20 protein-coding genes, 3 tRNA genes, 1 rRNA gene and 2 pseudogenes are annotated in these 26,946 nt (G+C 32.6%); 3 read left to right on the forward strand and 23 right to left on the reverse strand.

The window, feature by feature from the left end; genetic code table 11:
* From HBN42_RS03860 to HBN42_RS03950, 20 genes and pseudogenes are all read right to left on the reverse strand, one after another.
* Positions 1 to 82, reverse strand: a 16S ribosomal RNA gene (locus HBN42_RS03860); the annotation flags it as partial.
* A 366-nt stretch (positions 83 to 448) separates the two neighbouring features.
* Complete coding sequence (locus HBN42_RS03865; protein ID WP_165993770.1) at positions 449 to 1,840, reverse strand: APC family permease; 1,392 nt, start codon at positions 1,838 to 1,840, stop codon at positions 449 to 451.
* Between the two features lie 242 nt (positions 1,841 to 2,082).
* On the reverse strand, positions 2,083 to 4,053 hold the full coding sequence (gene ftsH, locus HBN42_RS03870; protein ID WP_165993771.1) for an ATP-dependent zinc metalloprotease FtsH: 1,971 nt from the start codon (positions 4,051 to 4,053) through the stop codon (positions 2,083 to 2,085).
* A 21-nt stretch (positions 4,054 to 4,074) separates the two neighbouring features.
* Complete coding sequence (gene hpt, locus HBN42_RS03875) at positions 4,075 to 4,617, reverse strand: hypoxanthine phosphoribosyltransferase (protein WP_165993772.1); 543 nt, start codon at positions 4,615 to 4,617, stop codon at positions 4,075 to 4,077.
* 4 nt (positions 4,618 to 4,621) lie between these two features.
* Positions 4,622 to 5,905 (reverse strand): tRNA lysidine(34) synthetase TilS, encoded by a 1,284-nt coding sequence (gene tilS / locus HBN42_RS03880; protein ID WP_165994176.1) that lies wholly within the window; start codon positions 5,903 to 5,905, stop codon positions 4,622 to 4,624.
* Positions 5,902 to 7,188 carry a serine hydrolase gene (locus tag HBN42_RS03885; RefSeq protein ID WP_165993773.1) on the reverse strand — a complete coding sequence of 429 codons (1,287 nt, stop codon included), beginning with the start codon at positions 7,186 to 7,188 and terminating at the stop codon, positions 5,902 to 5,904. The genes tilS and HBN42_RS03885 overlap by 4 nt, the downstream gene beginning before the upstream one ends.
* A 19-nt stretch (positions 7,189 to 7,207) precedes the next feature.
* Entirely contained in the window at positions 7,208 to 7,315 is a 108-nt protein-coding gene (locus tag HBN42_RS10195) for an SP_0009 family protein (protein ID WP_268895582.1), read from the reverse strand.
* 1 nt (position 7,316) lies between these two features.
* Positions 7,317 to 7,688, reverse strand: a complete 372-nt coding sequence (locus tag HBN42_RS03890) for an FtsB family cell division protein (protein ID WP_165994177.1) — start codon at positions 7,686 to 7,688, stop codon at positions 7,317 to 7,319.
* A complete protein-coding gene (locus HBN42_RS03895; protein WP_165993774.1) occupies positions 7,675 to 7,947 on the reverse strand; it encodes an RNA-binding S4 domain-containing protein in 273 nt (90 codons plus the stop codon). The genes HBN42_RS03890 and HBN42_RS03895 overlap by 14 nt, the downstream gene beginning before the upstream one ends.
* A gap of 28 nt (positions 7,948 to 7,975) precedes the next feature.
* Complete coding sequence (locus tag HBN42_RS03900) at positions 7,976 to 9,487, reverse strand: oligosaccharide flippase family protein (protein ID WP_165993775.1); 1,512 nt, start codon at positions 9,485 to 9,487, stop codon at positions 7,976 to 7,978.
* Positions 9,447 to 12,949 (reverse strand): annotated as a pseudogene (gene mfd / locus HBN42_RS03905) (transcription-repair coupling factor). Before mfd ends, HBN42_RS03900 begins: the two are co-directional and overlap by 41 nt.
* Before the next feature lie 2 nt (positions 12,950 to 12,951).
* Complete coding sequence (gene pth / locus HBN42_RS03910; RefSeq protein WP_165993776.1) at positions 12,952 to 13,521, reverse strand: aminoacyl-tRNA hydrolase; 570 nt, start codon at positions 13,519 to 13,521, stop codon at positions 12,952 to 12,954.
* A gap of 80 nt (positions 13,522 to 13,601) precedes the next feature.
* The gene (gene ychF / locus HBN42_RS03915; RefSeq protein WP_165993777.1) at positions 13,602 to 14,717 is read right to left on the reverse strand and encodes a redox-regulated ATPase YchF; all 1,116 of its coding nucleotides are present in this window, start codon (positions 14,715 to 14,717) and stop codon (positions 13,602 to 13,604) included.
* A 92-nt stretch (positions 14,718 to 14,809) separates the two neighbouring features.
* A pseudogene (locus HBN42_RS03920) lies at positions 14,810 to 15,191 on the reverse strand (helix-turn-helix domain-containing protein).
* A gap of 121 nt (positions 15,192 to 15,312) precedes the next feature.
* Complete coding sequence (locus tag HBN42_RS03925) at positions 15,313 to 15,510, reverse strand: DUF951 domain-containing protein (RefSeq protein WP_165993778.1); 198 nt, start codon at positions 15,508 to 15,510, stop codon at positions 15,313 to 15,315.
* An 8-nt stretch (positions 15,511 to 15,518) separates the two neighbouring features.
* Positions 15,519 to 16,397, reverse strand: a complete 879-nt coding sequence (locus tag HBN42_RS03930; protein ID WP_165993779.1) for a diacylglycerol/lipid kinase family protein — start codon at positions 16,395 to 16,397, stop codon at positions 15,519 to 15,521.
* 70 nt (positions 16,398 to 16,467) lie between these two features.
* Positions 16,468 to 17,604, reverse strand: a complete 1,137-nt coding sequence (gene dnaN, locus HBN42_RS03935; protein WP_165993780.1) for a DNA polymerase III subunit beta — start codon at positions 17,602 to 17,604, stop codon at positions 16,468 to 16,470.
* Positions 17,605 to 17,759: 155 nt separating this feature from the next.
* Positions 17,760 to 19,115, reverse strand: a complete 1,356-nt coding sequence (gene dnaA / locus HBN42_RS03940; protein WP_165993781.1) for a chromosomal replication initiator protein DnaA — start codon at positions 19,113 to 19,115, stop codon at positions 17,760 to 17,762.
* A gap of 234 nt (positions 19,116 to 19,349) precedes the next feature.
* Complete coding sequence (locus HBN42_RS03945; protein ID WP_165993782.1) at positions 19,350 to 20,123, reverse strand: ParB/RepB/Spo0J family partition protein; 774 nt, start codon at positions 20,121 to 20,123, stop codon at positions 19,350 to 19,352.
* A 70-nt stretch (positions 20,124 to 20,193) separates the two neighbouring features.
* Entirely contained in the window at positions 20,194 to 21,396 is a 1,203-nt protein-coding gene (locus tag HBN42_RS03950) for a S1C family serine protease (protein ID WP_165993783.1), read from the reverse strand.
* Between the two features lie 206 nt (positions 21,397 to 21,602).
* Here HBN42_RS03950 and rlmH point away from each other — a divergent pair, with 206 nt between their 5' ends.
* Positions 21,603 to 22,082, forward strand: a complete 480-nt coding sequence (gene rlmH / locus HBN42_RS03955) for a 23S rRNA (pseudouridine(1915)-N(3))-methyltransferase RlmH (protein ID WP_165993784.1) — start codon at positions 21,603 to 21,605, stop codon at positions 22,080 to 22,082.
* A 54-nt stretch (positions 22,083 to 22,136) separates the two neighbouring features.
* Here rlmH and HBN42_RS03960 read toward each other — a convergent pair.
* Positions 22,137 to 22,210, reverse strand: a tRNA-Arg gene (locus tag HBN42_RS03960).
* A 200-nt stretch (positions 22,211 to 22,410) separates the two neighbouring features.
* On the opposite strand from HBN42_RS03960, the gene HBN42_RS03965 reads away from it, so the two are divergent.
* Positions 22,411 to 22,482, forward strand: a tRNA-Glu gene (locus HBN42_RS03965).
* 32 nt (positions 22,483 to 22,514) lie between these two features.
* Positions 22,515 to 22,588: transfer RNA gene (locus tag HBN42_RS03970), tRNA-Asn, on the forward strand.
* Positions 22,589 to 22,626: 38 nt separating this feature from the next.
* Here HBN42_RS03970 and HBN42_RS03975 read toward each other — a convergent pair.
* Both HBN42_RS03975 and HBN42_RS03980 read right to left on the reverse strand, forming a co-directional pair.
* The gene (locus tag HBN42_RS03975) at positions 22,627 to 25,212 is read right to left on the reverse strand and encodes a YfhO family protein (protein WP_165993785.1); all 2,586 of its coding nucleotides are present in this window, start codon (positions 25,210 to 25,212) and stop codon (positions 22,627 to 22,629) included.
* 64 nt (positions 25,213 to 25,276) lie between these two features.
* Positions 25,277 to 26,896, reverse strand: coding sequence for an ATP-binding cassette domain-containing protein (locus HBN42_RS03980; protein ID WP_165993786.1), 1,620 nt, complete (start codon positions 26,894 to 26,896; stop codon positions 25,277 to 25,279).
* Between the last annotated feature and the right edge of the window lie 50 nt (positions 26,897 to 26,946).

Raw genomic sequence — 26,946 nt, forward strand, 5'->3', positions numbered from 1 at the left:
GCACCAGTCCGCAGCGTTCTACTTGCATGTATTAGGCACGCCGCCAGCGTTCGTCCTGAGCCAGGATCAAACTCTCATTAAAAGTTTGAGTCTTTCACTCATTGTTTCTGTCGCTGACAGATTTTTTTCGTTTTTTTATTGACAGGTAATATGCATAATCATATCACCCTGCACGTTTGGTTCGTCTTATTCAGTTCTCAAAGGTCTTGTTTCTCTTACGAGACAACTATTTTATTCTATCAGGTGCGGTTAACTTTGTCAATATCTTTTTTGCTTTTTTTACTTCTTTGTTACATAGTCTTTTTCCGCTCTTGACAGCTTAACTAGTATAGCTATTATATAGAAGTTTGTCAAGGGATTTTCCATTTTTGTTTCAAGTTTTTTACAAAAATATCTTTGTAATATATTTGTAACATCAAACCACTAAAACTAGCCTACCTGACTTTCTTTACTTATTTTCTTTTGAGTTTTTATAGCCATAAAAAAAGTAAATTAAGGTACCCGCTAAGGTTGAAACTATAAAGGCAATCCAGGTGATCAACATGTACTGTGACATAAATGAAAGACAAATAAGTATAGCTATGATAGGAAGTAAAGGAACTAAAGGTGTTTTAAATTCACCTTTTTTAGGTAAACCTTCTATTTTTCTTAGTCTAATAATAGCGTAAGACATGATAGCTAGATAAGCCAAAGTACAAATGTTTACAAACTCTGCAAGACTTGCTAAGGGAACTATTCCTGCACAAATCATAGAAATTAATCCTACTAACACAGTAGCGTTTTGAGGAACAAAACTTTCTTCATTTATCTTATAAAGACTCTTAGGTAATAATCCATCTCTACTAATACTATAAACTATCCTAGCTAAAGCAAAAGTCATGGAAATACAAACTGTAATCAAAGTTAAGACTGCTACAACTGAAACATAATTTGCAGCCCAATTGATTCCAATACTCCTTAGAGCAAAGGCAACAGCATCTGAAACATTTAAGTTTTTATAATAAACAATACCTGTCAATATTGTTGTCACTACAACATATAAGATAGTAACAATGACCAAGGAATAAACAATCCCTCTAGCAATATTTTTTTGTGGATTTTTAACCTCATCCACTGTCATTGAAATAGATTCAAAGCCTAAGAAGGCAAAGAACATGACAGAGGCACCAGCAAATATACCAGTCTTGCCACCATAGATCTGACCTAGTCCATAAGGGGAAAAATCAGTCCAATTATGTGGATCAATAAAAAACAAACCTACTACAATAAAAACAGCTAGAGCAGAGAATTTTAAGATGACCAATATACTGTTAAATCGCAGAGCAGTTTTCGAATTCATTAAGACTATGGCTGTCACAAGAAACATTACTAAAACTGGCAGGATATCAACATAAGTACCTTCTTTTAAATTAAATGTTCCACTTAGTGCTTTTGGAATGTGAATACCATAATTTAAGAGCAAGCCTTTGAGGTAACTTCCCCAGCCTACAGCTACACTAGAAATGGCTGTAAGAAATTCCATAATAATATACCAACCTACAATCCAGGCAGGAAATTCTCCCAAGGTTGCATAGACATAGCTATAAGCACCACCATTGGCAGGAATGCGTGAAGCAAATTCAGCATAAAAAAGAGCTAATATCCCTATGGCTAAAGCAGAAATAATAATTGAAATAGTCAATGCTGGTCCAGCATATTGAGCTGCACCAATCCCTGTAATGGTGAATATACCAGTTCCTACCATTGAACCTAAGCCTAAAAATATTAAATCTGTAACTTTTAGGTGCCTTCTCATTTCTGTTTTATTGCCACTATTATTCTTTTTTCTAAAAATATGCATTACTTTTTACCATTCTTGTTTTAATACCATTAAGTTTAACACAGTTAAATAAGCTTGTAAATTTCAGAAAAAACTGAATATGAGACAAAAGTCTAAACAACAATAAAAAAAGCGAACAACCTACACTTTATGATAATCAAAAGGTAGAATATGTTCGCTTTTTTATTGATAATATCGGACTAAAAGTTATTTTATAAAGAATTTCTGAATAGAAAAACTTTTTATTCCAGACTTAACTGTGATTAGTCTTCGTCAACCATTTTATCTTTAATTTCATCATAAGATAAAGCGTGTACATCATCTTCATCTTTTTCAGAATCTACTGGCATTTTGCCAGTCTCAAAGATTGATTTAATTTGCGCAGCATCCAATGTTTCGTATTTCAACAAGGCTTCTGCAATAAGTTTATGAGTCTCACGATTTTCTTTTATAATATCAGCAGCCTTGCTATGTGCTTGATTCAAAAGTTCTCTTACTTCTTCATCAATTAATAAGGCAGTCTGAGCCGAATAAGATTTTTCAGGTGATAGTTGTCCAGGCATCATAGCATGATTTCCTTCGTACTGAACTGGACCAAGTTTTTCACTCATTCCATATTCTGTAACCATTGCTCTTGCTAGTTGGGTAGCTTGTTCAAAGTCATTTGAAGCACCTGTTGTTTGAGCGTTGAATATAATCTCCTCAGCAACACGTCCACCCATTAAACCTGCTAATTGCTCTTTTAGATCATCCTTAGAAAGAAGCATTTGATCTTCTTTAGGAAGTGCAATCATGTAACCACCAGCACGTCCACGAGGAACAATTGTTACCTTATGAACAACACGAGCATTTGAAAGAATTAAACCAACGATAGTGTGTCCGGCTTCATGATAAGCAACCATTTCTCTTTCTTTTTGTGAGATGGTTCTATCCTTCTTAGAAGGTCCTGCTATAACTCTATCTTCAGCCTCATCTATATCACTTGCATCAATTTTCGTTTTATTACGACGAGCTGCAACTAAGGCCGCTTCATTTAAGACATTTTCTAAATCTGCACCAACAAAACCAGGTGTTTGTTGAGCTACCACTCTCAAATTAACATCTTCTGCCAGTGGTTTATTCTTAGCATGCACATGAAGTATAGCTTCTCTACCTTTAACATCAGGTTGACCAACAAGTACCTTACGGTCAAAACGACCTGGTCTTAGAAGGGCTGGGTCAAGGACATCACTACGGTTTGTAGCTGCAATAACAATGATACTTTCATTTCCTTCAAAACCATCCATTTCAATCAAAAGTTGGTTTAAAGTTTGTTCACGTTCATCATTACCACCACCCATTCCGGCACCGCGACGACGGCCAACAGCATCAATTTCGTCGATAAAGATAATAGCACGTTCTGCTTTTTTTGCGTCTTCAAAAAGTGAACGAACTCGACTAGCACCAACCCCAACAAACATTTCTACAAAATCTGAACCAGAAATACTGAAGAAAGGTACTCCAGCTTCACCAGCAACAGCTTTTGCTAGAAGGGTTTTACCTGTACCAGGAGGGCCCTCTAATAAGACACCTGAAGGTATTCTTGCGCCCAAGGATTTATATTTTTTCGGATTTTTTAGGAAATCAACAACTTCAACTAATTCTTGTTTTTCTTCCTCTGCCCCGGCAACATCAGTAAACCTAACCTTAACGTCAGCTTGACTTTGTGTTTTTGCCTTATTTTTACCGAAACTCATTGCCCCGCGGGCTCCGCCACCACCTTGATTCATCATCATCATCATGAATGCTGCAAAAATAATGATTGGAAGGAAGCTCATCAAGAATGAAATCCAAGTTCCACTCGAACTCTCTTGTTTCACATGAATCTCTGTTCCATTTTTGTTAGCAGCATCAGTTACTTCTTTTAGATTTGAATCACTTGGTAATGCAAGCGAAGTAAAACCTGTTACGGTAGTAGAGGTTCCTGAACCAAAGAAAGTTAAACCTGGTTCTGAAGATACCTTTTTAGGTTTTTCATACTTACCTCTTACTTCAACAACACTTCCACTTGGTTGATAAGTAAGTGTTTTGACATCACCAGCTTTAATTTGCTTGATTAAGGTAGTGTAGCTAATCTGTTGATTTTGGGTACTTGTTCCTTTTAAATAATATTGAAACCCTGTTATGACAACAACAATCAATAGGATATAAATAAAAGAATTTTTCACAAAACCATTATTTTTCTTATTTTTCATAAAGTAATAATTGACCTTTTTCTATTTAGAATAGATTTCCTCTTTTAATACACCAACATATGGTAGGTTACGGTAGTTTTCTGCATAGTCTAAGCCGAAGCCTACAATAAACTCATTAGGGATATCATAGCAGACATAATCTGCATCAATATCAACAACTCGACCTTCTGGCTTATCAAATAAAGTTACAATTTTAATAGATTTTGCCTTACGATATTTAAACATATCTCTAAGATATTTCAAAGTACGTCCAGTGTCAATAATATCTTCGACAAAAAGAATATCTCTACCTTCAATATTTGTGTCAACATCTTTTAAAATTTTAACTTCACCACTACTTGTAGTTCCACCGTGGTAACTTGATACTACCATAAAATCTATTTCGACGTGAGTATCAATATGCTTCATTAGTTCAGACATAAAAGGAACAGAGCCTTTCAAAACACCAACCATCAAAGGATTTTTCCCTTGATAATCCTTGGTTAATTGTTGGCCAAGTTCTTTTGTCTTTAAAATTATTTCTTCTTCTGAGTACAGAACTTTTTTAATATCTTGCTCCAGCATGATGTCACCTTTTTTCTAAATTTTCAATACATAGCGTAGCCCTCATTATATCATGATTTGAAGCTTTTCTCAAATAAGTTTTACCTGCAACTATCACAAATATAATTTGATTTTCTTGCAAAGCAACTATTGCCTCTTCTCGTTCTTGATGCGTAAATTTTTCATCTATAAAAAGTCGTCTCAATTTTTTTGAAAATGTTCCAAAATTTATTTTATCACCACTCTGACGCCGTCTCAAAGTAATAGGAGATTTACTACTGAGTGAAACTGACAAATATAAAGAGTTTACAAATTTATCCTGACCAAAGGAAAATTTGTAATCCCCATAAATAGCAGCCGAATCATATTCTACCAAAATACTGTCTGCATTGTTCTCAGTCTTAGGTATGATTTTTTTGATATCGAACGATTCTTTATCGATATATAAACAATAACTGTTTTTTATAGGATAACTACCACTGCTCTTATGCTTAATGATATATAAAAGTTCTTGGAACTGCTTAGCGGTAAGCTGCAAATCTTCAAAATGAGAGAGATAGTCTTGTAATAAAAAATGTTGAACAGCTTCTGTTTGATTCCTAAATAAAGCAATTTTTGTTATTTCAAAGTCTTTTGTTAAATCAGCAAAAGCTTCAAATAATAATTGCGTTTCAAAAGCCAACTTTCTTAGTGCCTGATTAATTCTTGGATTTTCCCTACTAAACTCAGGTAAATAGTGGTTTCTTACTCTATTTCTAAAGTAGGTATTGTCAGAATTTGACTGATCTTCAAAATGAAAAGGATTAGGTAGGTCTGTTTTTTCAAAATGAAGAAAGGGTCGTATAAGTTTTCCCTTACCAAATGGTTGAACTTCTTTGATAGCAGACAAATGTCTGAGTAGACTTCCCCGGATCAGCCTCATTAAAACAGTCTCAGCCTGATCATTAGCATGATGTGCCGTTGTTAATACAGTATAGCCCTGCTCATCCATAATTTCTTTGAAAAAGTGATAACGAAAATCACGCGCTTTTTTTTCAGAAAAATTTCCAGAAAAATAGCCTATATAAATAGGTACATTATTTTCTTTGGCCCATTTTTTTAAGAACTTTTCTTCCTCTTCAGATTGAAGTCTTTGTTTATGATTAACATGAACAATACCAATCTCAATAGCTAAGGCATCCTGATAAGTGTGTAAAAAATGCAGTAGATTCATTGAATCTACTCCACCTGATACAGCTACTAAAACTTTTTTGTCTTTATCAAATAAAGCTTTTTTTTGGATATAATTAAAAATTTTTGAATACATTATTTTAATATTGAATAAACATCATCGGCAATTTCAGTGATGTTGTCATAAGAAGAGTGATTTGTAAAAATAGAAATAATATAAGGTGAATCTGTATAAACAATGGCAACATCATGTTTATAATCATAAGCATCTCCTATCTTATGAGCAACGGGTACAGAAATATTTTTAGAAATACGTTCATTGTCAAAGGCAGTATCCGATAGATATGAAATAATTTGGCCATTTTGGTAATAAATGGATTCCATTAAATTAGCAGCTGCTCTTGATGAAAGCATTCTTTTTTTCATATTCCAATCTATTCCCGATATAGCATTTATCTTTGAATAAAAATTCTGACCATATTGATCTGCGACATAATAGCCTAAAATATTTGAAGCCACATTGTCAGAGTTCTGGGAAACAGCTTTTAAAAGAGTCTCCACCCGGTAATTCTTATTATCAGGTTTTTTAGGTAATTCTCCACTACCTGAAGGATCATAGGCACCCTCAAAGTCATTAACCTCATCCTTATATTTTAAATTTTTATCTAGTGTTAATTGTCCAGTGTTCAACTGTTCTTGAGTATAATAAAGGGTTGCTAATTTTGCCACACTGGCAGAATACATTATTTTATCAGCATTAATTCCAGAACTAGCCTGAGTCTTAATTTGTTTAACAAAGATAGAATAATTATCCTTATTATATTTTTGACTTAACATCTCTTGAACTAAGATCATCCTATTATCAGAGGTAGACAGATCATTTTCTGATATCCAGCCTTTATTATCAATATAATAATAGTTTCCACGTTCTGTTTGAGCTAATTTACTAGCATGTACCTTTTTATAAGGCTTCAAAGAAGTTTTTATAGGAGTAATTCCTTTTACAAAAGGTTGCTTGTAAATTAAAAAATCTTTTTGAGTCCAAAAAGTAAGATCAACCTCTTCTTGATTAAAAGTAGCATCACTATAAATCTTTTGTCGACTTGCCTCTATGTAGCTACCATCTGACAAAACAAATATAGGAATATTATTTTTATTAAGGATAAGGTCTTTTATTTGAAAATCAGTATCAGGACTTATTGTTTTTGAGACAAGAGTTAACTCAGGATCTGTAAAGCTAGCTTGGTCTTCATAGACATTAGGATTTTCTGGAATATCCCTATAATAAAGACTATCTGAAACAATTCCCTGCTTTAACTGATAGAGGTTAGCATTAGAAAAGTTGATATCCTTTTCAGTACTGATAATTGGTAAAGGAGATAGGAAAAAAAACATCAGCATAGATGCAAATAATTTTTTCATTTTATCTCCTTTCTATTCCTCAGCTTTTTTTCTCTTCTTTTAAGGCCTGATTTTGCTTTTTTAACTCTTCTAGTTTTTCTTCTGAATAGGCTAAAAAAGTTTCAATTTTTTTGACAATATCATCCATATTATTTAGGTAATAATCCTGGTATAGGATAAATGAATTCTCCTTCTCTAGAAAGATAATACTTGGCACGTGCATATTTTTTGACAAAATCTTCATTTTTCAACTGTTTAGCTAATTTTTTTTCAGAATTTGTCTTTTTTTCTAGCTCTTTATATTCTTTTTGAAGTTTTATAACCTGTTGATTTTGTTCTTTTAAGCCTATATAACTTTTTACCAGATTATAGGTTGGCAAAATAAACAAAAACATCACAATAACCAGAATCCACCCCATAAAACGATTTCTTTTTTGATTTTCTTCTTCTTCAAATCGTTTTTTTGAATTTTCCTGATTAATAAATTGATTATTTAATTGAACAATACTAGACTTCTTCATGGTTTTCAACCCTTGTTTCCTTTAAAATCTCATACATCTTAATGGCATCTTCTTTTTTAGTGCTATCTTTCATTTCTAAGACTTTAATGGTCAATAACTTGTTTCCAAACCTAATGTCCACCTGATCATTCAATTTCAAATCTGTAGAGCTTTTAGCAAGAACACCATTAACTTTTATTCTACCCTTATCAGCGACTTCTTTAGCCACTGTTCGACGCTTGATAATGCGTGATACTTTCAAGTATTTATCTAATCTCATTATTTACCTCACAGTCTCTTCCATTCTATCATTTTTCTCCATTAAATGGTAGATAAGACCATAATTTCTGATCAAAGACCAGTAGTTTCTTGGAAATAACTATAAAAACACCTAGACCTATAAATGTTGAAACAAGTAAGGATATTAAGCTTTCCAATCTAGTTTGTCCTGGGAAAAATGTTTGACTAAAGCATACTATAACAAACATTATTATCAATAAGCAAAAATATTTCACATTTTTAAAGACTAAAAAACGAATATCAGAAAAAATAGCATACAAAAATAAAACAAAGACTAATGGAATAACACTAGAGACAGAGCTTCCAACAATCCCAAAATGATAGGTCAATAAAGGGGTCAAGAGCCCCTTTAAGATAAGACCCAGACATAAAATAATAAATGATTTTTTTGATTGTTTCTCAATAAATAATTTTTGATGAAAAAATTGTATCAAACTTGATAAAAGAATAAGACTTAAAAAAATCAATAAGGCAAGCCAACCTTTATTATCTTCAAATAAAACCCTATTCATTGCAGCTAAAATCCCCATAAACCCTATTGTCAAAGCCAGATTAAAATAAAAGATAAAATCAAAAAAATGTTGACTGTCTGCCTGATAGCCTTGATCATGGTCGTAATATTTTTTTGTCAATATAGGTAAATAGGTGGTATAAAAGGCTGTTGTAAAAATCAGGCCAAACTGAATTAACGGTTGACCTCGATCAAAAATTCCCTTGCTAATTTCTGAAGTAAGATCAGAATAGCCACTAAGAACCAAACTATTCTTAATAAAAAGAGAATCAATCAGTTGAAATAGTAAAAGATACAAGGTGTAAAATATGAAAGTCACACTGGAAAAACCAATTAACCTACTATTTTTTAAGGATACTCGACCACTAGTTAATAAACCTTTTAGAGGATAATCATTTCTTCTTATTAAATAAAGTAAGACAAAGAGACTGGCTACCAAATTACCACAGGCAGCAACATTTGCTGTTAAATAAATAGTCCAATGAAAAGTATAATAAGCTAGAGCAGAGATTATAATAATCATTATTCTTACAATCTGTTCAATAACTTGACTAATAGCCGTTGGTTTCATATTGGATTGTGCTTGGGCTAGGCCCCTATAAAAAGAAATAAAGGGTACCGTTAAGATGACAATCCCAGTTACTATGATACTTGGAGACAGCTTAGGACTTCCAATCATAACTGCTAAAGGCGCATGAAAGACAATTAAAATAAGAGAAGCCAGTAGACTGCAAACTAATTGAAATTTAAATAAGGTTTGTAAATCTTTCTCATCTTTATTTTGGGATAAACTTGCAATGACATTAGGAAAAGCTGTTAAGCTTAGTGCACTAACAATAGCAAGCATGGGATAAATTTGTTGATAGGCATAAAATCCCCTATCTCCAACGATATTTTGATAAGGAATACGATAAATAGCTGCTAATATTTTGGAAATAAAGCCACTTAGAACAATCAGTAAACTAGATCTACTTGTCTGATTTTGTAGCTTTTCTATTTTTAATTTCACCAAGCATTTCTCCAAATAACATTAATTCTTCTAGAATTTCATAATCTTTTTTATTTCTTACATCAAAAATAATTTCAATTTTTCCATTATTTTCTCCAATTTTTGCTTTCAAATGTGTTTTAGACAATGCTTCAAAGTAATCTTGAGTCAAATAATACTTCAAAGATGCTTTTTCAAAACGGACAGAAATAACATTATCTTTGCGTTCAAGTAATTGAGCAAATGCCTTATCCATATAAGATTTCAACAAACCTATTTCTAACAAGTAGGCTACTTGATCTGGATATTCTCCAAACCTATCAATTATTTCATCTTGTAAATTAAGGTAATCTTCTCTGTTCTCAATTTCTCTAATACGTTTATAAATTTCAATTTTTTGACGTTCATCTTTAATATATTCTTGAGGAAGATAGGCATCAATTTGAAGGCTAATTTCAGCATTTCCTTTTAGTCTGACAGTAGATTTTCCTTGTTTATTTGCTATGGCTTGTTCTAGTAATTGTGAATACATTTCAAAGCCAACTGAGTCAATAAAGCCACTTTGTGAGGCACCTAAAATATTTCCAGCTCCGCGAATGGATAAATCCCGCATAGCAATTTTAAAACCAGAACCTAACTCAGTAAATCCTTTTATAGCCTCTAATCTTTTCTCTGATATCTCAGACAAGACCTTATCTGGTTTATACATCAAGTAGGCGTAAGCAATACGATTGGATCGTCCCACACGTCCTCTAAGTTGATACAAAGTTGACAGTCCCATATGATCAGCATTCTCTACAAACAAGGTATTCACATTTGAAATGTCAACTCCTGTTTCAATGATGGTTGTTGCCACTAAGACATCATAATCACCATTAATGAAGTCAATCAGAGTATTTTCTAGCTGTATTTCACTCATTTGTCCATGGACAAGTCCAATAGAAGCCTCAGGGACAAGTTTTTGAAGCTGAGACACTTTCTTGTCAATGGTGTCAACCTTATTGTAAACATAAAAAACTTGGCCACCGCGATCTATTTCTCTAATAATGGCTTCTCTTACTATTCCAAGATTAGTTTCTAAGACATAGGTTTGAACGGGATAACGATTAGTAGGAGGTGTTTCAATAACTGATAAGTCTCGAATACCAAGCATTGACATGTGAAGTGTCCTCGGAATAGGTGTAGCTGTTAGAGTTAAAACATCCACCTTTATTTTTAGTTCTTTTAATTTTTCTTTATGTTTTACTCCAAAACGTTGTTCCTCATCCACAACAATTAAGCCAATATCTGAAAATTGGACATCTTTGGACAAGAGTCGATGTGTTCCAATAATAATGTCAACTTGGCCATTCTTTAATTTTTCAAGGGTTTCATTTTGTTCTTTTTTACTTCTAAAGCGACTTAAAACATCAATTTCTATAGGGTAATTTTCAAATCTTTCCTTGAAATTTTCATAATGCTGTTGGGCTAAAACTGTTGTCGGTACTAAGACAGCTACTTGCTTATGATCATTAACAGCCTTAAAGGCAGCTCTCATTGCTACTTCTGTTTTGCCAAATCCAACATCACCAACTAAAAGCCGATCCATTGGATGTTTACTTTCCATATCCTTTTTAATTTCTTTTATGGAACGTATTTGGTCTTCAGTTTCAACAAAAGGAAAATCATTATCAAAAGCTTCTTGTAAATCATCATCTGGTGAAAACTGGAAACCTTGCTTTTGACTTCTCTCAGCATAAAGTTTTAAAAGATCATCTGCTATGTCTTCAACCTGTTTAGAAACTTTCTGCTTTGTTTTTTGAAATCTTCCATCATTGAGTTTGTTTATTTTGGGCTCTTTACCATCAGCTGAAACATATTTTGATAAGCTCTCAATTTGTTCCACAGGAAGAGAAATCCTATCAGAATTTTGATACTGAATAGTCACATAATCACGATGTATTCCTTGAATCTGGATTGTTTCAATTCCTAAAAAGCGGCCGATACCATGAACACTATGAACAACATAGTCTCCCTTAATAAGTTCATTATAATCTTTCAAACGCTCAGCATTACTAATATTAGAACGTTTTACCCGTCTTTTTATCTTTTTGTGATAAATATCATGTTCGGTAATAAGGACAATTTTTTCATCAGCAAAATAGAAGCCACTTGAAATATTTCCAATAATAGCTTGTATTTTCGCTTTTTCAATTTTATTGCTGGAAACTAATGGAAGGTGAAAGTGATACTCTTCCAAATTTTCTTGTAAATGATCATAAGCCTTAGGAGATTCAACTTGAATAATAATTGTTGCCTTAGACTTTTCATACCTTTTTATTTCCTCAACTAATAGAGAAAACTGATTGAAGAATTCCTGCATGGAATATTGTGTTAATTGGTGTACTTTGTCAAACTTAATATTCCCAAGACCCTTATGAAAATTCGAAAAGAAGGTGGCAGGTTTATAGGTTCTAAATTGTCTATAATTATCTGCAAAATAAGCTAGTTGTGACAAAGCTTTACCCTGCTGTAAATCTTCAGCAAGCAAATTAGCAATTTCTAGATCAAATTTAGTATTCTTATCCATTATCTTTTGAAAATCATCAAAGAATATTGGTGTTCCTTTAGGAATATAATCCAATAAGGTCCACTCTTTTTCATAAAAAAGAGAGACAAATTTTCTCAGATCCTTATGCCGATAATGATCTTTAGAAACACTAATAAGATCATCTAAGTAGGCTCTTGTCTCTTGATTAGCTAAGACAGAAGCTTCTTCTATATTTTTTATACCTCGAGCAAAATCATCACTACTTACAATAAGATCACTGGCAGGGCTAATACTTATTTCCTTTACTTGCTCAGTAGATTTTTGTGTCTCACTATCAAACTGTCTAATACCATCAATTTCATCTCCAAAAAATTCAAGACGATAAGGCTCTTCCTTAGTTATTTCAAAAATATCTAAGATGTCACCTCTTTTGCTATATTCTCCGGGATTCAGAACTTGACTTACTTTTTGATAGCCAATATGTGATAATTGCTTTACAAGTTTGTCAATGTCATATTCATTGCCAACTGTTAAGGTCATTTCACTTGTCTTAAAAATAATAGGATTTGGCAGTAGTACCCTCAAGCCAACTATACTAGTTAGTAATATACCTCTCTTATTTTTTGAGTTAAAAAATTAATGGCTTCAATTCTTGAAATAGCCTTATCTAAGGATGAAAAGATAAATTCAGCAGCAGCTACATCGTCTGAAAAAAACTGATAAATTTTTTCTTCTCCCAATAACATTGACAAGTCACTGGCCAATTTTTCAGCTTCATTTTGACTTGAAGTGATAATTACTATTTTTTCATCATTACTATTAAAGTTTGAAGCAATTGCTAGGGCCTTACTTGATCCAGATAATCCCATTACTAACTGCCTACCTAAAGTTCTTGTACCTGAATACCAAGATTGCAAGGTTTTATTTTGACTAAAAAGTTCTAATATATTCATATTTACCCGTTATATTTTTGCATGGTTTTTTCAAAATCTTGCTCCTGTAAACAATATTTTACAGCTTTGTCAACTTTTTCTAAACTAAGATTAATTGTGATTCGATCATCTTTATTGAACTTACTTAAAACATGATTGATAACAGTCATTCCCTGAGGAGGACGCCCAATACCAATTTTGATTCTTGTAAACTCCTGACTTCCAAGATGTGCAATAATTGATTTTATACCATTATGACCTCCAGCCGAGCCTTTTTGACGGAAACGAATTTTACCTATTTCCATATCTAAATCATCATATATTACAATTAGGTCTTCTCTAACAATATTGAAATAAGTCATTAAAGCCTTAACAGCAATACCACTATTATTCATAAAAGTTGTCGGTTTAACAAAATAGACTTTTTCCTGATTCAAAAAAGTCGAACCAATAAGAGCTTTAAAATTTTTTTCCTCTGTAAAGCTTATGTCAAGATCCTTTACAATCTTGTCAATAGCCATAAAACCCACATTATGTTTTGTATCATTATATTTAGAACCAGGGTTTCCTAGTCCAACGATCAATTTAACCATAGATTATACTCTTCTTTCTTTATAAACAGGAAAAGGGCTGGAAATAGTTTCCAACCTTTTCATTATTTGCTTTAATCTTATTACACATTAAAGCGAAATTCCATGATATCGCCATCTTGCACAATATATTCTTTACCTTCCTCACGAAGTCTACCAGCTTCTTTAACAGCCTTTTCACTACCATATGTCATCAAATCGTCATAAGACATGGTAACTGCTCGGATAAAACCTCTTTCAAAGTCAGAATGGATGATCCCTGCAGCTTGAGGAGCTTTGATACCGCGTTTAAAGGTCCACGCACGAACTTCTTTTTCTCCTGCTGTAAAGTAGGTACCAAGACCTAATAAATGATAGGCTGCACGAGTTAATTTATCTACACCTGATTCTGTTAAACCAATGGCTTCTAAAAACTCTTCCTTGTCTTCATCATCAAGTTCTGAAATATCTTCCTCTGCACGCGCAGAAATGACAACGACTTCTGCATTTTCAGTCTCAGCAAATTCACGAATCTGCTTAACATAGTCAATACCATCTGGATCAGCAACTTTGTCTTCATCAACATTTGCCACATAAAGGACTGGTTTGGTTGTTAATAAGAATAGACCTTTGACAACTCTAGCTTCCTCATCTGTAAAGTCAATGGTACGTGCTGATTTACCATCTTCTAGAACAGGTTTGATTTTTTGAAGGACATTAAATTCTGCCACTGACTCTTTATCTTTTTGTGTACGAGCCATTTTTTCAACACGCGCATAGCGTTTATTAATAGAATCTAGGTCCGCCAAAATCAATTCTAAATTGATGGTATCAATATCTGCCAAGGGATCTACAAAGGCATCATCACGACCTTGTTCACGCATAACATTTTCATCATCAAAAGCACGAACCACGTGAACAATAGCATCAACTTCACGGATATTAGCTAAGAATTTATTACCAAGGCCTTCACCTTTTGAAGCTCCCTTTACAATACCAGCAATATCTGTAAATTCAAAAGTTGTTGGGACTGTTTTTTTAGGGGTGATCAGTTCTGTTAATTTATCTAAACGTTCATCAGGTACTTCAACCATACCAACATTAGGATCAATAGTTGCAAAAGGATAGTTAGCAGCTTCTGCCCCTGCTTTAGTAATAGCATTAAATAAGGTTGATTTACCAACATTTGGCAAACCGACAATTCCAGCTGTTAAAGCCATATTTATTAAGTCTCCGTTCAAAAATTCAATCAGTATCATTATAGCATAAAACAACTAAAAAAAGCCTGGCAAATGACAGACTAAATGACGAATTAATAAAATAATTTCCTTAAAATCTGAGGTGCTAGTCCTAAAGAATCAAGAAAAAGAAAAATCGTATATAAAATAAATAGGGCTATTAAAATATTTCCAAAAATTAGCCAGAAATTTCTGATAAGTAATTTGATATCAAGAGGTTTCTTCTCAAAAATCCGCTCCACAATTAATTCTGAACTTTTACCCAATATTAATTGATCTAAACTAACCTCAAAAATAGTGGCCAGTTTAATTAAATTTGTCATATCTGGACATGCTTCATTATTTTCCCATTTGGAAATAGCTTGTCTTGAAATAAACAGTTGCTCTGCTAAATAATCTTGTGAAAAAAATTTTTTTAAGTCGTAAATAGTTTAACTGCTCTGAAAACTTATTCATCTATAGATATTACTTTCTGTTGATAACTCTACACCAATAAGAATTTTCTCAAAAATCTAGCACTTTTTCAGGCAACTATAGGTAGCAAACTGTTTGTAAACAGTGATTTAAACAAGCTTTTTTACAGTTGCAACACTTTTTTCAACTTTCTTTCAAAATCATGGCGGCTCATCATCACAATATGATCACAATTACAACACTGAATTTTGATATCAGCACCTAATCTGATAATCTTCCATTCATTAGCCTTTTTTCCTGTTGATTTAACAGTACAAGCATGGGGCTTTTTCATTTCTACTAAAGAATTTAATTGATACATTTTTTACCTCACATATATAGGAAACGCCTTTCACTATTCAGTGTTATATGCTCTAAATTTAGAATTTCCCCATCAATTTCAATTAAGCTATTCTCAGAAAAACTAATTGAAAGTTTAGTCAAACTTTCATGTTTCAGATGGGAATTTAGCTTATGTTTTTTACAGACTATACTGAGTAAGAGGACAATTCTTTTATAAAAAGAGAAATCCTTAGCATAAACAAGATCTAAATTTGAATGAAAGGCCAGAGCATCAGGCCAAATTGTTATTCCTCCACCAAAATAGGTGTTATTTGCCAAAGAAAAGAGATATAAGTGATCTAAATGTAAAATTTGACCATTTTCTTTTTCAAGACTAACTTGAGCCAGAGGCGTTTTAAATAGGGATTTTATAGCCATAGCAATATAAGTTAATTTTCCTAAATAAATTTTATTTAAAAAAGCTTTTAATTTGGACTTTGAAGCCTTATTGACTACATAAGCTGGAAAACCCATATCAAGACTGTTAATCATTAATCCTGAATCATACTTAAAACAATTAAAAGATTTAATTGTACCTGATTTCATAGCATTAATAGTATCTTCTAAACCAGGTAGATTTAAAGCATTAGCAAAGTCATTACCAGACCCCACTGGATAATAAGCCACAGGTATTTCCACAGGCAGATAATATAAGACTTTTGATAGGGTTCCATCACCACTTAAAATCATTATCTGATCAGATTTTACAAATACTTTTTGGAGTTTTTCAACCTGTCTTTTTTCATCATCTTTTTTCTCTGTATAAAAAACAACAACTTCCTCAGTAAAGTAGCTCTTTATTTTTTCTACAATGGTTCTAGCTTGGCGATTTCCCGCATGGGGATTAGCGATAATATAGACTGTCATCTTGCTAATAATTATAACATAAGTTAAGTTGAATAAAACCATCCAAGCTTGCTTAGATGGTTCTTTAACTTTAATTTGTACGAACTGGAGTAATTAATTGAATAAAATCTTGTTCATTATCATCAGGAGTAAGTGTAAATGGTCTTACAGGTGAAATAAATCTTATTCTAACTGTCTCACTCTTAAGTGCTTTAAGTGATTCAATCAAATAGGTAGGATTAAAAGAAATTGTTAAATCTTCTCCTGATTTTTCAACGGTATCTAATTCTTCATTAACTTTCCCAACTTCTGGTGAGTTAACATGAGCTCTTACATTTTCTTGATTTATTTCTAGTTTTACGGTTCCATTTTGCGTAGCATTAGAAATTAGGTAAGCACGTTCCATAGCATATCTTAGAGATTGCGTATTAAAGACAACTTCCGTTTCAAATTGATTAATCAAAAGACGATCAGTATCAGGATAGTTTCCTTCTAATAGCCTTGTATAAAAAGAAATGTGCTCACTTCTAAATAAAATTTGGCTTGGAGAAAAGAAAATTTCAACTGTTTCAATATCTTCTGTAAATACTGCTGTAAATTCACGCAATGAGCGACTTGGAATAACGACATCAAAATTATTAGCATTTTTTTCCAAGTTAAGTTTTCTTTGGCTCATACGATGTGAGTCTGTAGCTACTGCCTTAAATTCGTTATTATTTTGTAAGCTAATATGAACACCTGTTAAAATAGGACGACTTTCTTGGACACTTGCAGCAAAAGCTGTTTCAGAAATAATAGATTTTAATAATTTTGTTTCTAAGATAAGAGGATTCTCAGTAGATACTTCTTGAAGCCTTGGATATTGTTCAACATCCTTACCTTTTAAGGTTATTTCTGATTTTCCGCTGGTTAAAACAACTTGATGCTGTTCAATTTCTTTAAAATCTAAGGTTAGATCTGGTAGGCTTGAAATAATGTTAATAAAGAAATTTGCTTCAAGCAAAACAGAACCTGTTGATGAAATCAATAAGCCTGCATTTTCATCTGTTACTGGAATAGTATTTTCAATAGAAATTTGTCCATTAGAACCTGTTAGGGTAATGTCAGATTGGCTAACTTCGATTTTAATAGTTGAAAGTATAGGAATAGCATTTTTACTGCTAATAGCTCTTTTAGTTGCATTTAAAGCTTGGATGAAAAGAGAACGATTTATAGAAAATTGAATCATGAAAACTCCTTTATTTTATAAGTATTATAGTTAGTAGTAGTAATAGGTCTTGTGTATACAGGGGATAAGTGGGCTAAAATGAGTGATAGCAAGAACTAGGATCTGTTCACAAGCTGTGTATAAGTTTTTTTAAAATAATTGACTTATGCACAGGCTTATTTTATTTTATTCTTGATAGTCTCAATTTCAATTCGAAGACTCTCATCTTCCACAATCATATTTTTGATTTTATTATAGGCATGAAGAACTGTTGAATGGTCTCTACCACCAAATTCTTTTCCGATCTTAGGAAGGCTATTATCAGTCATCTCACGGGCTAGAAACATGGCAACCTGCCTTGCTAGGACAATATTTTGCGTTCGCTTTGTTGCCTTGATCTCTTTAACCGTCACATCATAGAACTTTCCGACTTGTACTTGAATGTCTTCAATAGGGATAATAGTCATCTTAGGACTGTCTTGCTTTCTTGCACGAATGGCTTCTGCTGCAATATCAACAGTTATAACATCAATTTGTTTAAAATTTGCGACTAGACTAATATCCTTTAAAGCACCTTCTAAGTCTCGAACATTGGAATCAAATTGTCCTGCCAAATATTCTATTGTATCTTGGGAAAATGAAAAATTATATTCTTGAATTTTGTTAGTCAAGATAGCCACTCGTGTTTCAAAATCAGGAGGTGTAATTTGAACGGTTAATCCCCATTTAAAACGAGTAACCAAACGTTGCTCTAAATCATTGAGATGATCAGGAGTACGGTCACTAGTTAGTACGATTTGCTTATTATTATTATGTAAAGCATTGAAGGTATTAAAGAACTCTTCCTGTGTACTTTGAAGTGTTTTCTTTGCAAGAGATTGAATATCGTCAATTAAAAGTAAATCTAAATTTCTAAATTTATCTTTCAATTCATCCATAGTATCTAACCTAATATGTGTGACGAATTCATTAATAAAGTTTTCAGCTGTTATATATTTAACACGCGCATTTGGATTGTCTAAAAGGACAGAGTTACCAATAGCATTTAGCAAGTGAGTTTTTCCTAAGCCAGGTCCCCCCCAGATAAATAAGGGATTGTAAGTTGAACCTGGGGTATTTGCCACAGCAATTGAAGCAGCTACAGCCCAGCGATTTTCATCACCTTGGACAAAATTATCAAAACTATATTTAGGATTTAAATCAGAGTTTACAATGGGCAAGGAAGTTATATTTTGTCTTGTAAAGACTTCATCATTTTGGAATGCTTGTGTTTCAGGTTCTAATGCTTCTTCAAAGACATATTTAACAGCTATTTGTTCATTATAGATTTCAAAACCTGCTGTTAAGATGACATTGTTTAAATTTTTATCCCAGAACAATTCCTTCATGGGATCTAAATAAATGGTAGCAACTTGATTTTCAACCTTTAATAAGCGTGCATCTAATACAAAAAACTCATAGGTTGTTTGTTTTAACTGACTTTGAGCTAATTCCAAGATCCTATTCCAAAAAATTTGTTCATTTTCAGTCATGTTAGGTTCCTTCTATGGATAATTCTAGGACTATTCTAACACAAATAAAGGAAGTTTTCCACAGTCACACGGATAAACTTTACGACTTACCCACAGCTTGTGGAAAATAAATAAACAATGCTTATAAGACTTTTCCACAACTTGTGGAAAAGTTTAAAAACTAAGTCATGTTAAGCTTTAACCTATTTCAAACTTGTGGAAAAATGAGTATTAAAAAAATAGGATATGAACATCCTATTTTAGATTGTTGATAATTCTGTTAAATTCTTCTTCGTTTGAAAAATGAAAACTTAAGCTTCCACTCATATCCTTTTTTTGGCTAATGTGGACACCCACTCCTAACCTTTTAGCCAAATCTTTTTCAATAGCTTGAATAAAAATATTTTTTTCTTTGTTTTTTATATTTTTTCTTTGATGTGTTTTTAGGAGGTCTTCAGTTTGTCTGACATTTAATCCTTGTTTGATAATTCTTTGCAAGTAGTGTTCTTGTTCCTTAGGATTTTCTAAAGAAAGGAGAGCCCTAGCATGTCCTGGGCTAATTTCCCCCTCTTCAATAGCTACTTCGATACTTTTTGGAAGTTGCAATAATCTCAAACTGTTAGTGATATAAGGCCTTGATTTTCCCATAAATTTGGCTAATTGTTCATGTGTAAGATGATTTTTTGTAATGATGTTTTGATAGGCCTTAGCTTCTTCAATTGGGCTTAAATCAGATCTTTGAAGGTTTTCAATTATAGCTTGATTCATACTTTCTTTAGTTGATATTTCCTTTATGATAGCAGGAATTTCTGTTAAACCAGCTAATTGGGAGGCTCTCAGGCGTCTTTCCCCAGCTATTAATTCATAACCGTAGATCTCAGATTTGCGGACAATAATAGGTTGAATTAAGCCATTTAATTTTATAGAATCAGCTAGCTCTTTTAATTCTTCACTTTTAAAATGTAGTCTTGGCTGATGAGGATTAGCTACGATATCTTTGGTAGCAATTTTTTTGTATATTTCTGCCATAATTTACCTTCCAGATGATAGTAAAATACCTTTACAATATTGTAAAGGTATTTTAAAGGTATTGTCAAGCTTATTTTTCTAAATCTTGAGTCGTTTTAGTAAGCTTGATTGTGGTTGTTTTCTTATTTGTTCCTCTATAGAAAGTTACCTTGATAGATTTACCAATCTCATGACCATAAAGTATACTTTGTAAATCACTTGTATTATTGACAGTTTCTCCATCAATTTCAGTGATGATATCATATTGTTCTAGTTTTCCATAAGCTGGCATACCATCTTTAACTGAAGTAACGACAATTCCACCAGTAACATTTTGTGGTACTTTTAATTGGTTTAGGGCATTAGTTGACAGATTACCTAGATTAACCATTGTAATTCCTAAGGCTGGACGGACAACATGACCTTTTCCTTCTAATTGATTGATAATTTTTACAACATCATTTGAAGGAATTGCAAATCCCATACCTTCTACTGCTCCGCCTGAATCTGAAAGAGTGGATGAAATTTTACTTGAGTTAATACCAATAATTTGACCTTCAATATTAATAAGGGGACCACCAGAATTTCCAGGGTTTATAGCAGCATCTGTTTGGATGGCATTGGTAGAGACAGTCTTTCCTTCTTCATTTTTAAGGGTTACTGTTCTACTTAAACTTGAGACGATACCTTCAGTAACAGAATTAGCATATTCTGTACCTAGAGGACTTCCAATGGCAATTGCAACTTCACCAACATTAATTTTTGAAGAATTGGCAAATGATCCAACTGCTTTTAATTTTTCTGATGAAATTTTAACAACAGCTAAATCTGAATAGGTATCAGAACCAATTAATTTACCGACCACTTTTGATCCGTCTGCTAAAAGGATTTCAATTCTTTTAGCTCCATCAATAACGTGGTTATTTGTAACCAGATAAGCTGTTTTTCCTTCTTTCTTGTAGATAACACCAGATCCTTCCTTATAGATCTGTAAACCATCATTTTCTTTTGCATTAGAGTTACTTCTACCAAATAAATTTCCTAAATCATTGGAGCCATCTACTTCTCGGTAATTAATAACCGAGACAACAGCATCTTGAATAACTTTAACAGCCTTGGTTGTATTTGTTGTATTTTTATAAGTAACCTTACTAGTAGAGGTTGGATTAGAAATAAAATTTCCTTGAGAATCCGAATTATTAAAGGAGTTCATCACAAAATAGGCAATAATACCTCCTAAAAAACCTACCAGTAATACCAAAAAAGTTTTTTTAATTGATTTAAATTTTGACACAAATCTTCCTCCAACCATCTTTTTTGTTATCATATAAAACTCTGCTTAATTATACCTTAAATAGATTAAAAAGAAAAGAAATCCACAGCTTGTGGAAAACTTTTTAAAAAACTTGGATAAGTCAACTATTTAGGGAACAAAAAAGAAGCTAAATTTTTTTAGGAGTGTGGATAAGTTGAGCATTTTTTCTGTGGTACAATAGAGTTATGAAAATTAAAATAATTTGCGTAGGAAAATTAAAAGAAAAATATTTAAAAGATGGCATAGCAGAATATCAGAAACGACTCTCTAGGTTTTGCCAATTTGAAATTATTGAACTCAATGATGAAAAAACACCTGAAAAGGCCAGTGACTTAGAAAAAAAGAAGATTATGGAAAAAGAAGCAGAACGGATCTCTAAAAGAATTGGTCAGAGAGATTATGTTATTTCCCTAGCTATTGAAGGCAAACAATTTCCTTCAGAACTCTTTAGCCAGCAACTATCTGATATTACACTTAAGGGATATTCTGATATTACCTTTCTTATTGGAGGAAGTTTAGGTCTTGATCAGTCTCTTAAAAAGAGATCCAACCTTTTAATGAGTTTTGGACTATTGACCTTTCCTCATCAATTAATGCGACTAGTGTTGATAGAACAAATTTATCGCGCTTTTATGATACAAGAAGGCAGTCCCTATCATAAGTAAGTATGTTTCACATGAAACAAAAAAAGTTGAAGATTTTCTCTTCAACTTTTTATTTGATCCCAGCAGGATTCGAACCTGCGACCGTTCGCTTAGAAGGCGAATGCTCTATCCAGCTGAGCTATGAGACCTCAACTCCCTTATTCTAACAGAAAAACTTCCTTTCTGTCAATCTTTATTTTTATTGAAATCCTTCATTGAATAAGTTTGACTTTTTAAACCTTATATTTTTAAAAAAAGATAATTATTTTTTAAAAAAGTAGTAGACAAATAGAAACATTCTGATATAATAATAAGAGTGTTAAAGAGTTAGTACTCTATAGCGACTTCTGGTCCGTTGGTCAAGGGGTTAAGACACCGCCTTTTCACGGCGGTAACACGGGTTCGAATCCCGTACGGACTATCGTAATTGCGTTAAGCAATTTTTTTTGTTCTTCCGGCATAGCTCAGTTGGTAGTAGCGCATGACTGTTAATCATGATGTCGTAGGTTCGAGTCCTACTGCCGGAGTCAGAAAACAAAAAGACTATGAAAATCAGAAATGATTTTCATAGTCTTTTTTTGGATTTATAAATTGTAAGAAATTGATAAATACTTGCTAAGAAAAAGGCAAAAATTGAAATGAAGATTCCTTCTTTTAAGCCATTTGGTACAAAGGTCATAAGGAGTTTACCTTTTCCTTTTTTGACATCAATAGACATGAAACCATCTTGAGCTTTCTTAATTGCTACTTCCTGCTGATTTATTTTAGCTGACCAGCCTTTATCATAGGGAATGGTTAAAAATAAGGAGCTGTCTCTTTTAGCCTGATAAGAAGCAATAAGGTTATTTTTTACAGTCTTTACTTTCACTTTATTTTTATTGACTGCTGAAATAGCTTCTTGATATTTCCTAGTATCTAAGCTATAAAAATGCGGTTTATCAAAGGAAATAGTAGGATTTTGAGGAAATATAAGATCTACATCAATTGTTCGGGTCTCTTGGTAATAACCCAGGTTAAAGAAGGTAAAGGCGTTATCTGTACTGTATTCAGATGTTTTACCATCTATTCTGATAAGGACTCTCTTATCATGTCCATCTGAAAAGGTAATATTTGGAATACTGATATATAATTGGCTATCTTTTGGAAGAGAAACTTGATAATGAATAATAGTATCCTTTGAATCTTTAGCAGCCTTACTTGTCAATCTATTATTAATGTAATTATTTTTTCCTAGTAGTTTATTATTTTGTTCCTGAAAATAGGTGTAATTTTTACCACTTAATTGATTTAATAATTTTGTCTGGTTATCCAAGGTATTAACAGAAAATTTCCTATTTATGTAAGGTTGTTTTGTTAAGATGGCCAAGCTACTTGCATTTGTATTTTGATAAAGTTTAGTTTTATCACTACTATCAATTTTTTCGAAGCCGTATTTATTAATCTGATCTTCACTCAAATTATAGGTGACGGCCAAAAGACTATCCATAATAATAGTATTATTTTGATAACGAAGGTTTAAATTGGTACCTTCAGATTTAAAACCTAATCTGTCTAAGACACGACTAGAAGTCCGGTTTCTAATTGAAGAAAATTGTGAAATTCCATTATAATTAAACTTCATACTATCATTACCAGTCTGTCCAAGGATTCTTTCAGTCCGGTAAAAATTAGCATTCTCTTTTTTAGTTCTTGCAATGAGTTTTGTAATATCCTTTGAGTGACGCTCATAGTCTTCTTTGCTAGGGAATCCCCATTCTTTTTCTAGACCACTTATGACATAATAAGTATTTAAAGAGCTTTCTAAAGCTGTAAAGATTACTGTAAATATAAAAATGATCAGTAAAGGAACATTTTTTTCCTTAATGCTCAGAAAAATTATGGCATAAGCTGTTAAAAAGGAAATACTTAAAAAGAATAAGGCTGGTGTCAAAAAACTATATTTTTCCAGAAAGAGATAAGGGATAGCTAGTAACAAACTAATACTGATAAAGGCTAGGACAATATCTTTAATTTTGATCTCTTCTAAACGATGTAACACCTCACAAGACAGGATAATAAAGAGCAAAGGAACAGTCCAAAAATAACGATGTAAGAACATATTTGGAGCATGCATGCCTTGCCAAAATAGGTCAAGGGGTTGTAAATAATAGCTAATAAAAATAAAAAGGATTAGTGCTCCATAAGCAAGCTTTGTTTGCCACTTAATTGACTGTAAAGTAAAGTAAATAAAAGCTAAAAATACAGGAAATAATCCACCATAGAGCATTGGGATAGAGTTGAATTGTGTAGTATCATAAGTTCCAAGGATATTTTTTGTCAATAAATCTAGATACCAGGTATTATCTGTAAACAACTTGCTTAGACGTGTAAACTCTTCCCCATGAGTTGATAAATCTAGATAAGTAGGCAATAACATGATAGCACTAGTTAGGGCAGATAAAATTGACACCACTGTAAATCTAGAAAAATAATAAATTTTTGCCTTCCAGCTCTCTATTTCAGTTAATAGAACCAAAATATAGAGGAAAAGGAAGATAGATATCATATAGCCAAAGTAATAATTTTGAATAAAAAGAATAGACAGGCTAAGATAATAAGGAAAAATAAGTTTACTTTTTAAAAGAAGATGTAAACCTAATATAATTAAGGGAATTAAGATAAAGACATCTAACCAAGTATTTATTTCAAGTTGGCTGGTCAAAAAGCTCATCAAAGAAAAGCTTAGACTTAATGATAAGATGTAAACTTTTTTTATTTTAGGGTATATTTTATGAAAGGAAAAATAAGTGGATAAGCCTATTAAACCAAACTTTATTAAGGTAAATAGGTAGATAGCATCAGGCATATTTTCTAAAGTGAAAAAATAAAATAGTGGAGAGAAAAAACTGCCTAAATAATAACTTATGAGTGCATAAAAATTTAATCCTAGACCACTAGTAAAAGTATAGAAGAGACTATCTGAGCCATGAAGAATATTTCTTAGATTTTGAGCAAAGATAACATATTGATGAAAACCATCACTTGCCAAAATTGTTTTTGAACTTCCAAAATAGATGCCTTTTGCATAGAGAACAAAAAACATAATGAAAAATGGCATAAAGAAGCTTGCTAGGTAGGTTAAAAATATCCATTTTTTACTTTGTTTGATCATAAAAATATAAAAGACTTTCTAAAACAATATCTGAAAAAAATAATAAGGCGTTTCCGCCTTATTTTTATTTCCAAAGTTGAGCTACCTTATTTTGAACCTCGGTATTTTCAAGGAATTCATCATAAGTTTCATCAATACGGTCAATGACACCATTACTTGAGATAACAACGATGTGATTTGCTATTGTTTGAATAAACTCATGGTCATGACTGGCAAAAATAACAGACTCTTTAAAATCTTTGATTCCATCATTTAAACTAGAAATTGATTCTAGATCTAAGTGATTTGTAGGATCGTCTAGGATCAAGACATTTGATTTCAAAAGCATGATTTTTGATAGCATAACACGTACTTTTTCACCACCTGATAAGACGTTAACAGATTTTTTAACTTCATCACCTGAAAAGAGCATACGGCCTAAGAAACCACGTAAGAAAGTATCATCGTCTTCACCCTTAGCAGCAAATTGACGAAGCCATTCTAATATAGATTCACCACTAGCAAAGTCACGAGAATTATCTTTTGGAAGGTAAGAACGACTAGTAGTTACTCCCCATTTTATGGTTCCTTCATAGTCAATATCATCCATAAGGGCCCGCATTAAAGCGGTAGTTTGGATGTCATTTTGTCCAATAATTGCTGCTTTATCACCTGGACGTAATATAAAGCTAATATTATCAAGTATTTTTTCACCATCAATTGTTACGGATAGATTTTCAACCGTTAAAAAGTCATTTCCCATTTCACGTTCTGCTTTGAAGTTAATAAAAGGATATTTACGACTTGATGGTACAATTTCTTCTAGTTCAATCTTATCAAGCATTTTCTTACGAGAAGTAGCTTGTTTTGATTTAGAAGCATTAGCTGAAAAGCGTGCAACGAATTCTTGCAATTCTTTGATTTTTTCTTCAGCCTTAGCATTACGATCTGATTGAAGACGCGCAGCCAACTCAGAAGACTGTTTCCAAAAATCATAGTTACCAACATAGAGTTTGATTTTTCCAAAGTCCAAATCAGCCATGTGGGTACAAACTTTATTTAAAAAGTGACGGTCATGGGAAACAACAATAACAGTGTTTTCAAAGTCAATTAAGAAATCTTCTAACCAAGAAATAGATTGAATATCAAGTCCATTTGTTGGTTCGTCTAAAAGGAGTACATCTGGTTTACCAAATAAAGCTTTAGCAAGGAGAACCTTAACTTTTTCCCCATTTGCTAGTTCACTCATGTTTTGGTAATGAAGGTCTTCCGAGATATTTAGATTTTGAAGCAATTGAGATGCTTCACTTTCTGCTTCCCAACCTCCTAGCTCAGCAAAAATACCTTCTAGTTCAGCTGCACGAACACCATCTTCTTCAGAAAAATCTTCTTTCATATAGATAGCGTCTTTTTCTTTCATAATGTCATACAGTTGTTCATTTCCCATGATAACAACATCAATAGCACGTTCTTCTTCATAATCAAAATGATTTTGTCGTAAGACTGACAAACGCTCATCAGGACCAAGCGAGATATGTCCTGTTGTAGGCTCAATATCTCCTGCAAGTATTTTTAAAAAAGTTGATTTTCCAGCACCATTAGCCCCTATCAAACCGTAGGTATTTCCTGCAGTAAATTTAATATTGACCTCATCGAAAAGTTTTCGATCGCTAAAACGTAGCGACACATCAGAAACTGTTAGCAATTCTTCACCTCATATTATTTATCTAGACTTCATTGTACCTGAAAAAGCCC

Source organism: Streptococcus catagoni, assembly GCF_011421425.1.
Taxonomy (GTDB): domain Bacteria; phylum Bacillota; class Bacilli; order Lactobacillales; family Streptococcaceae; genus Streptococcus; species Streptococcus catagoni.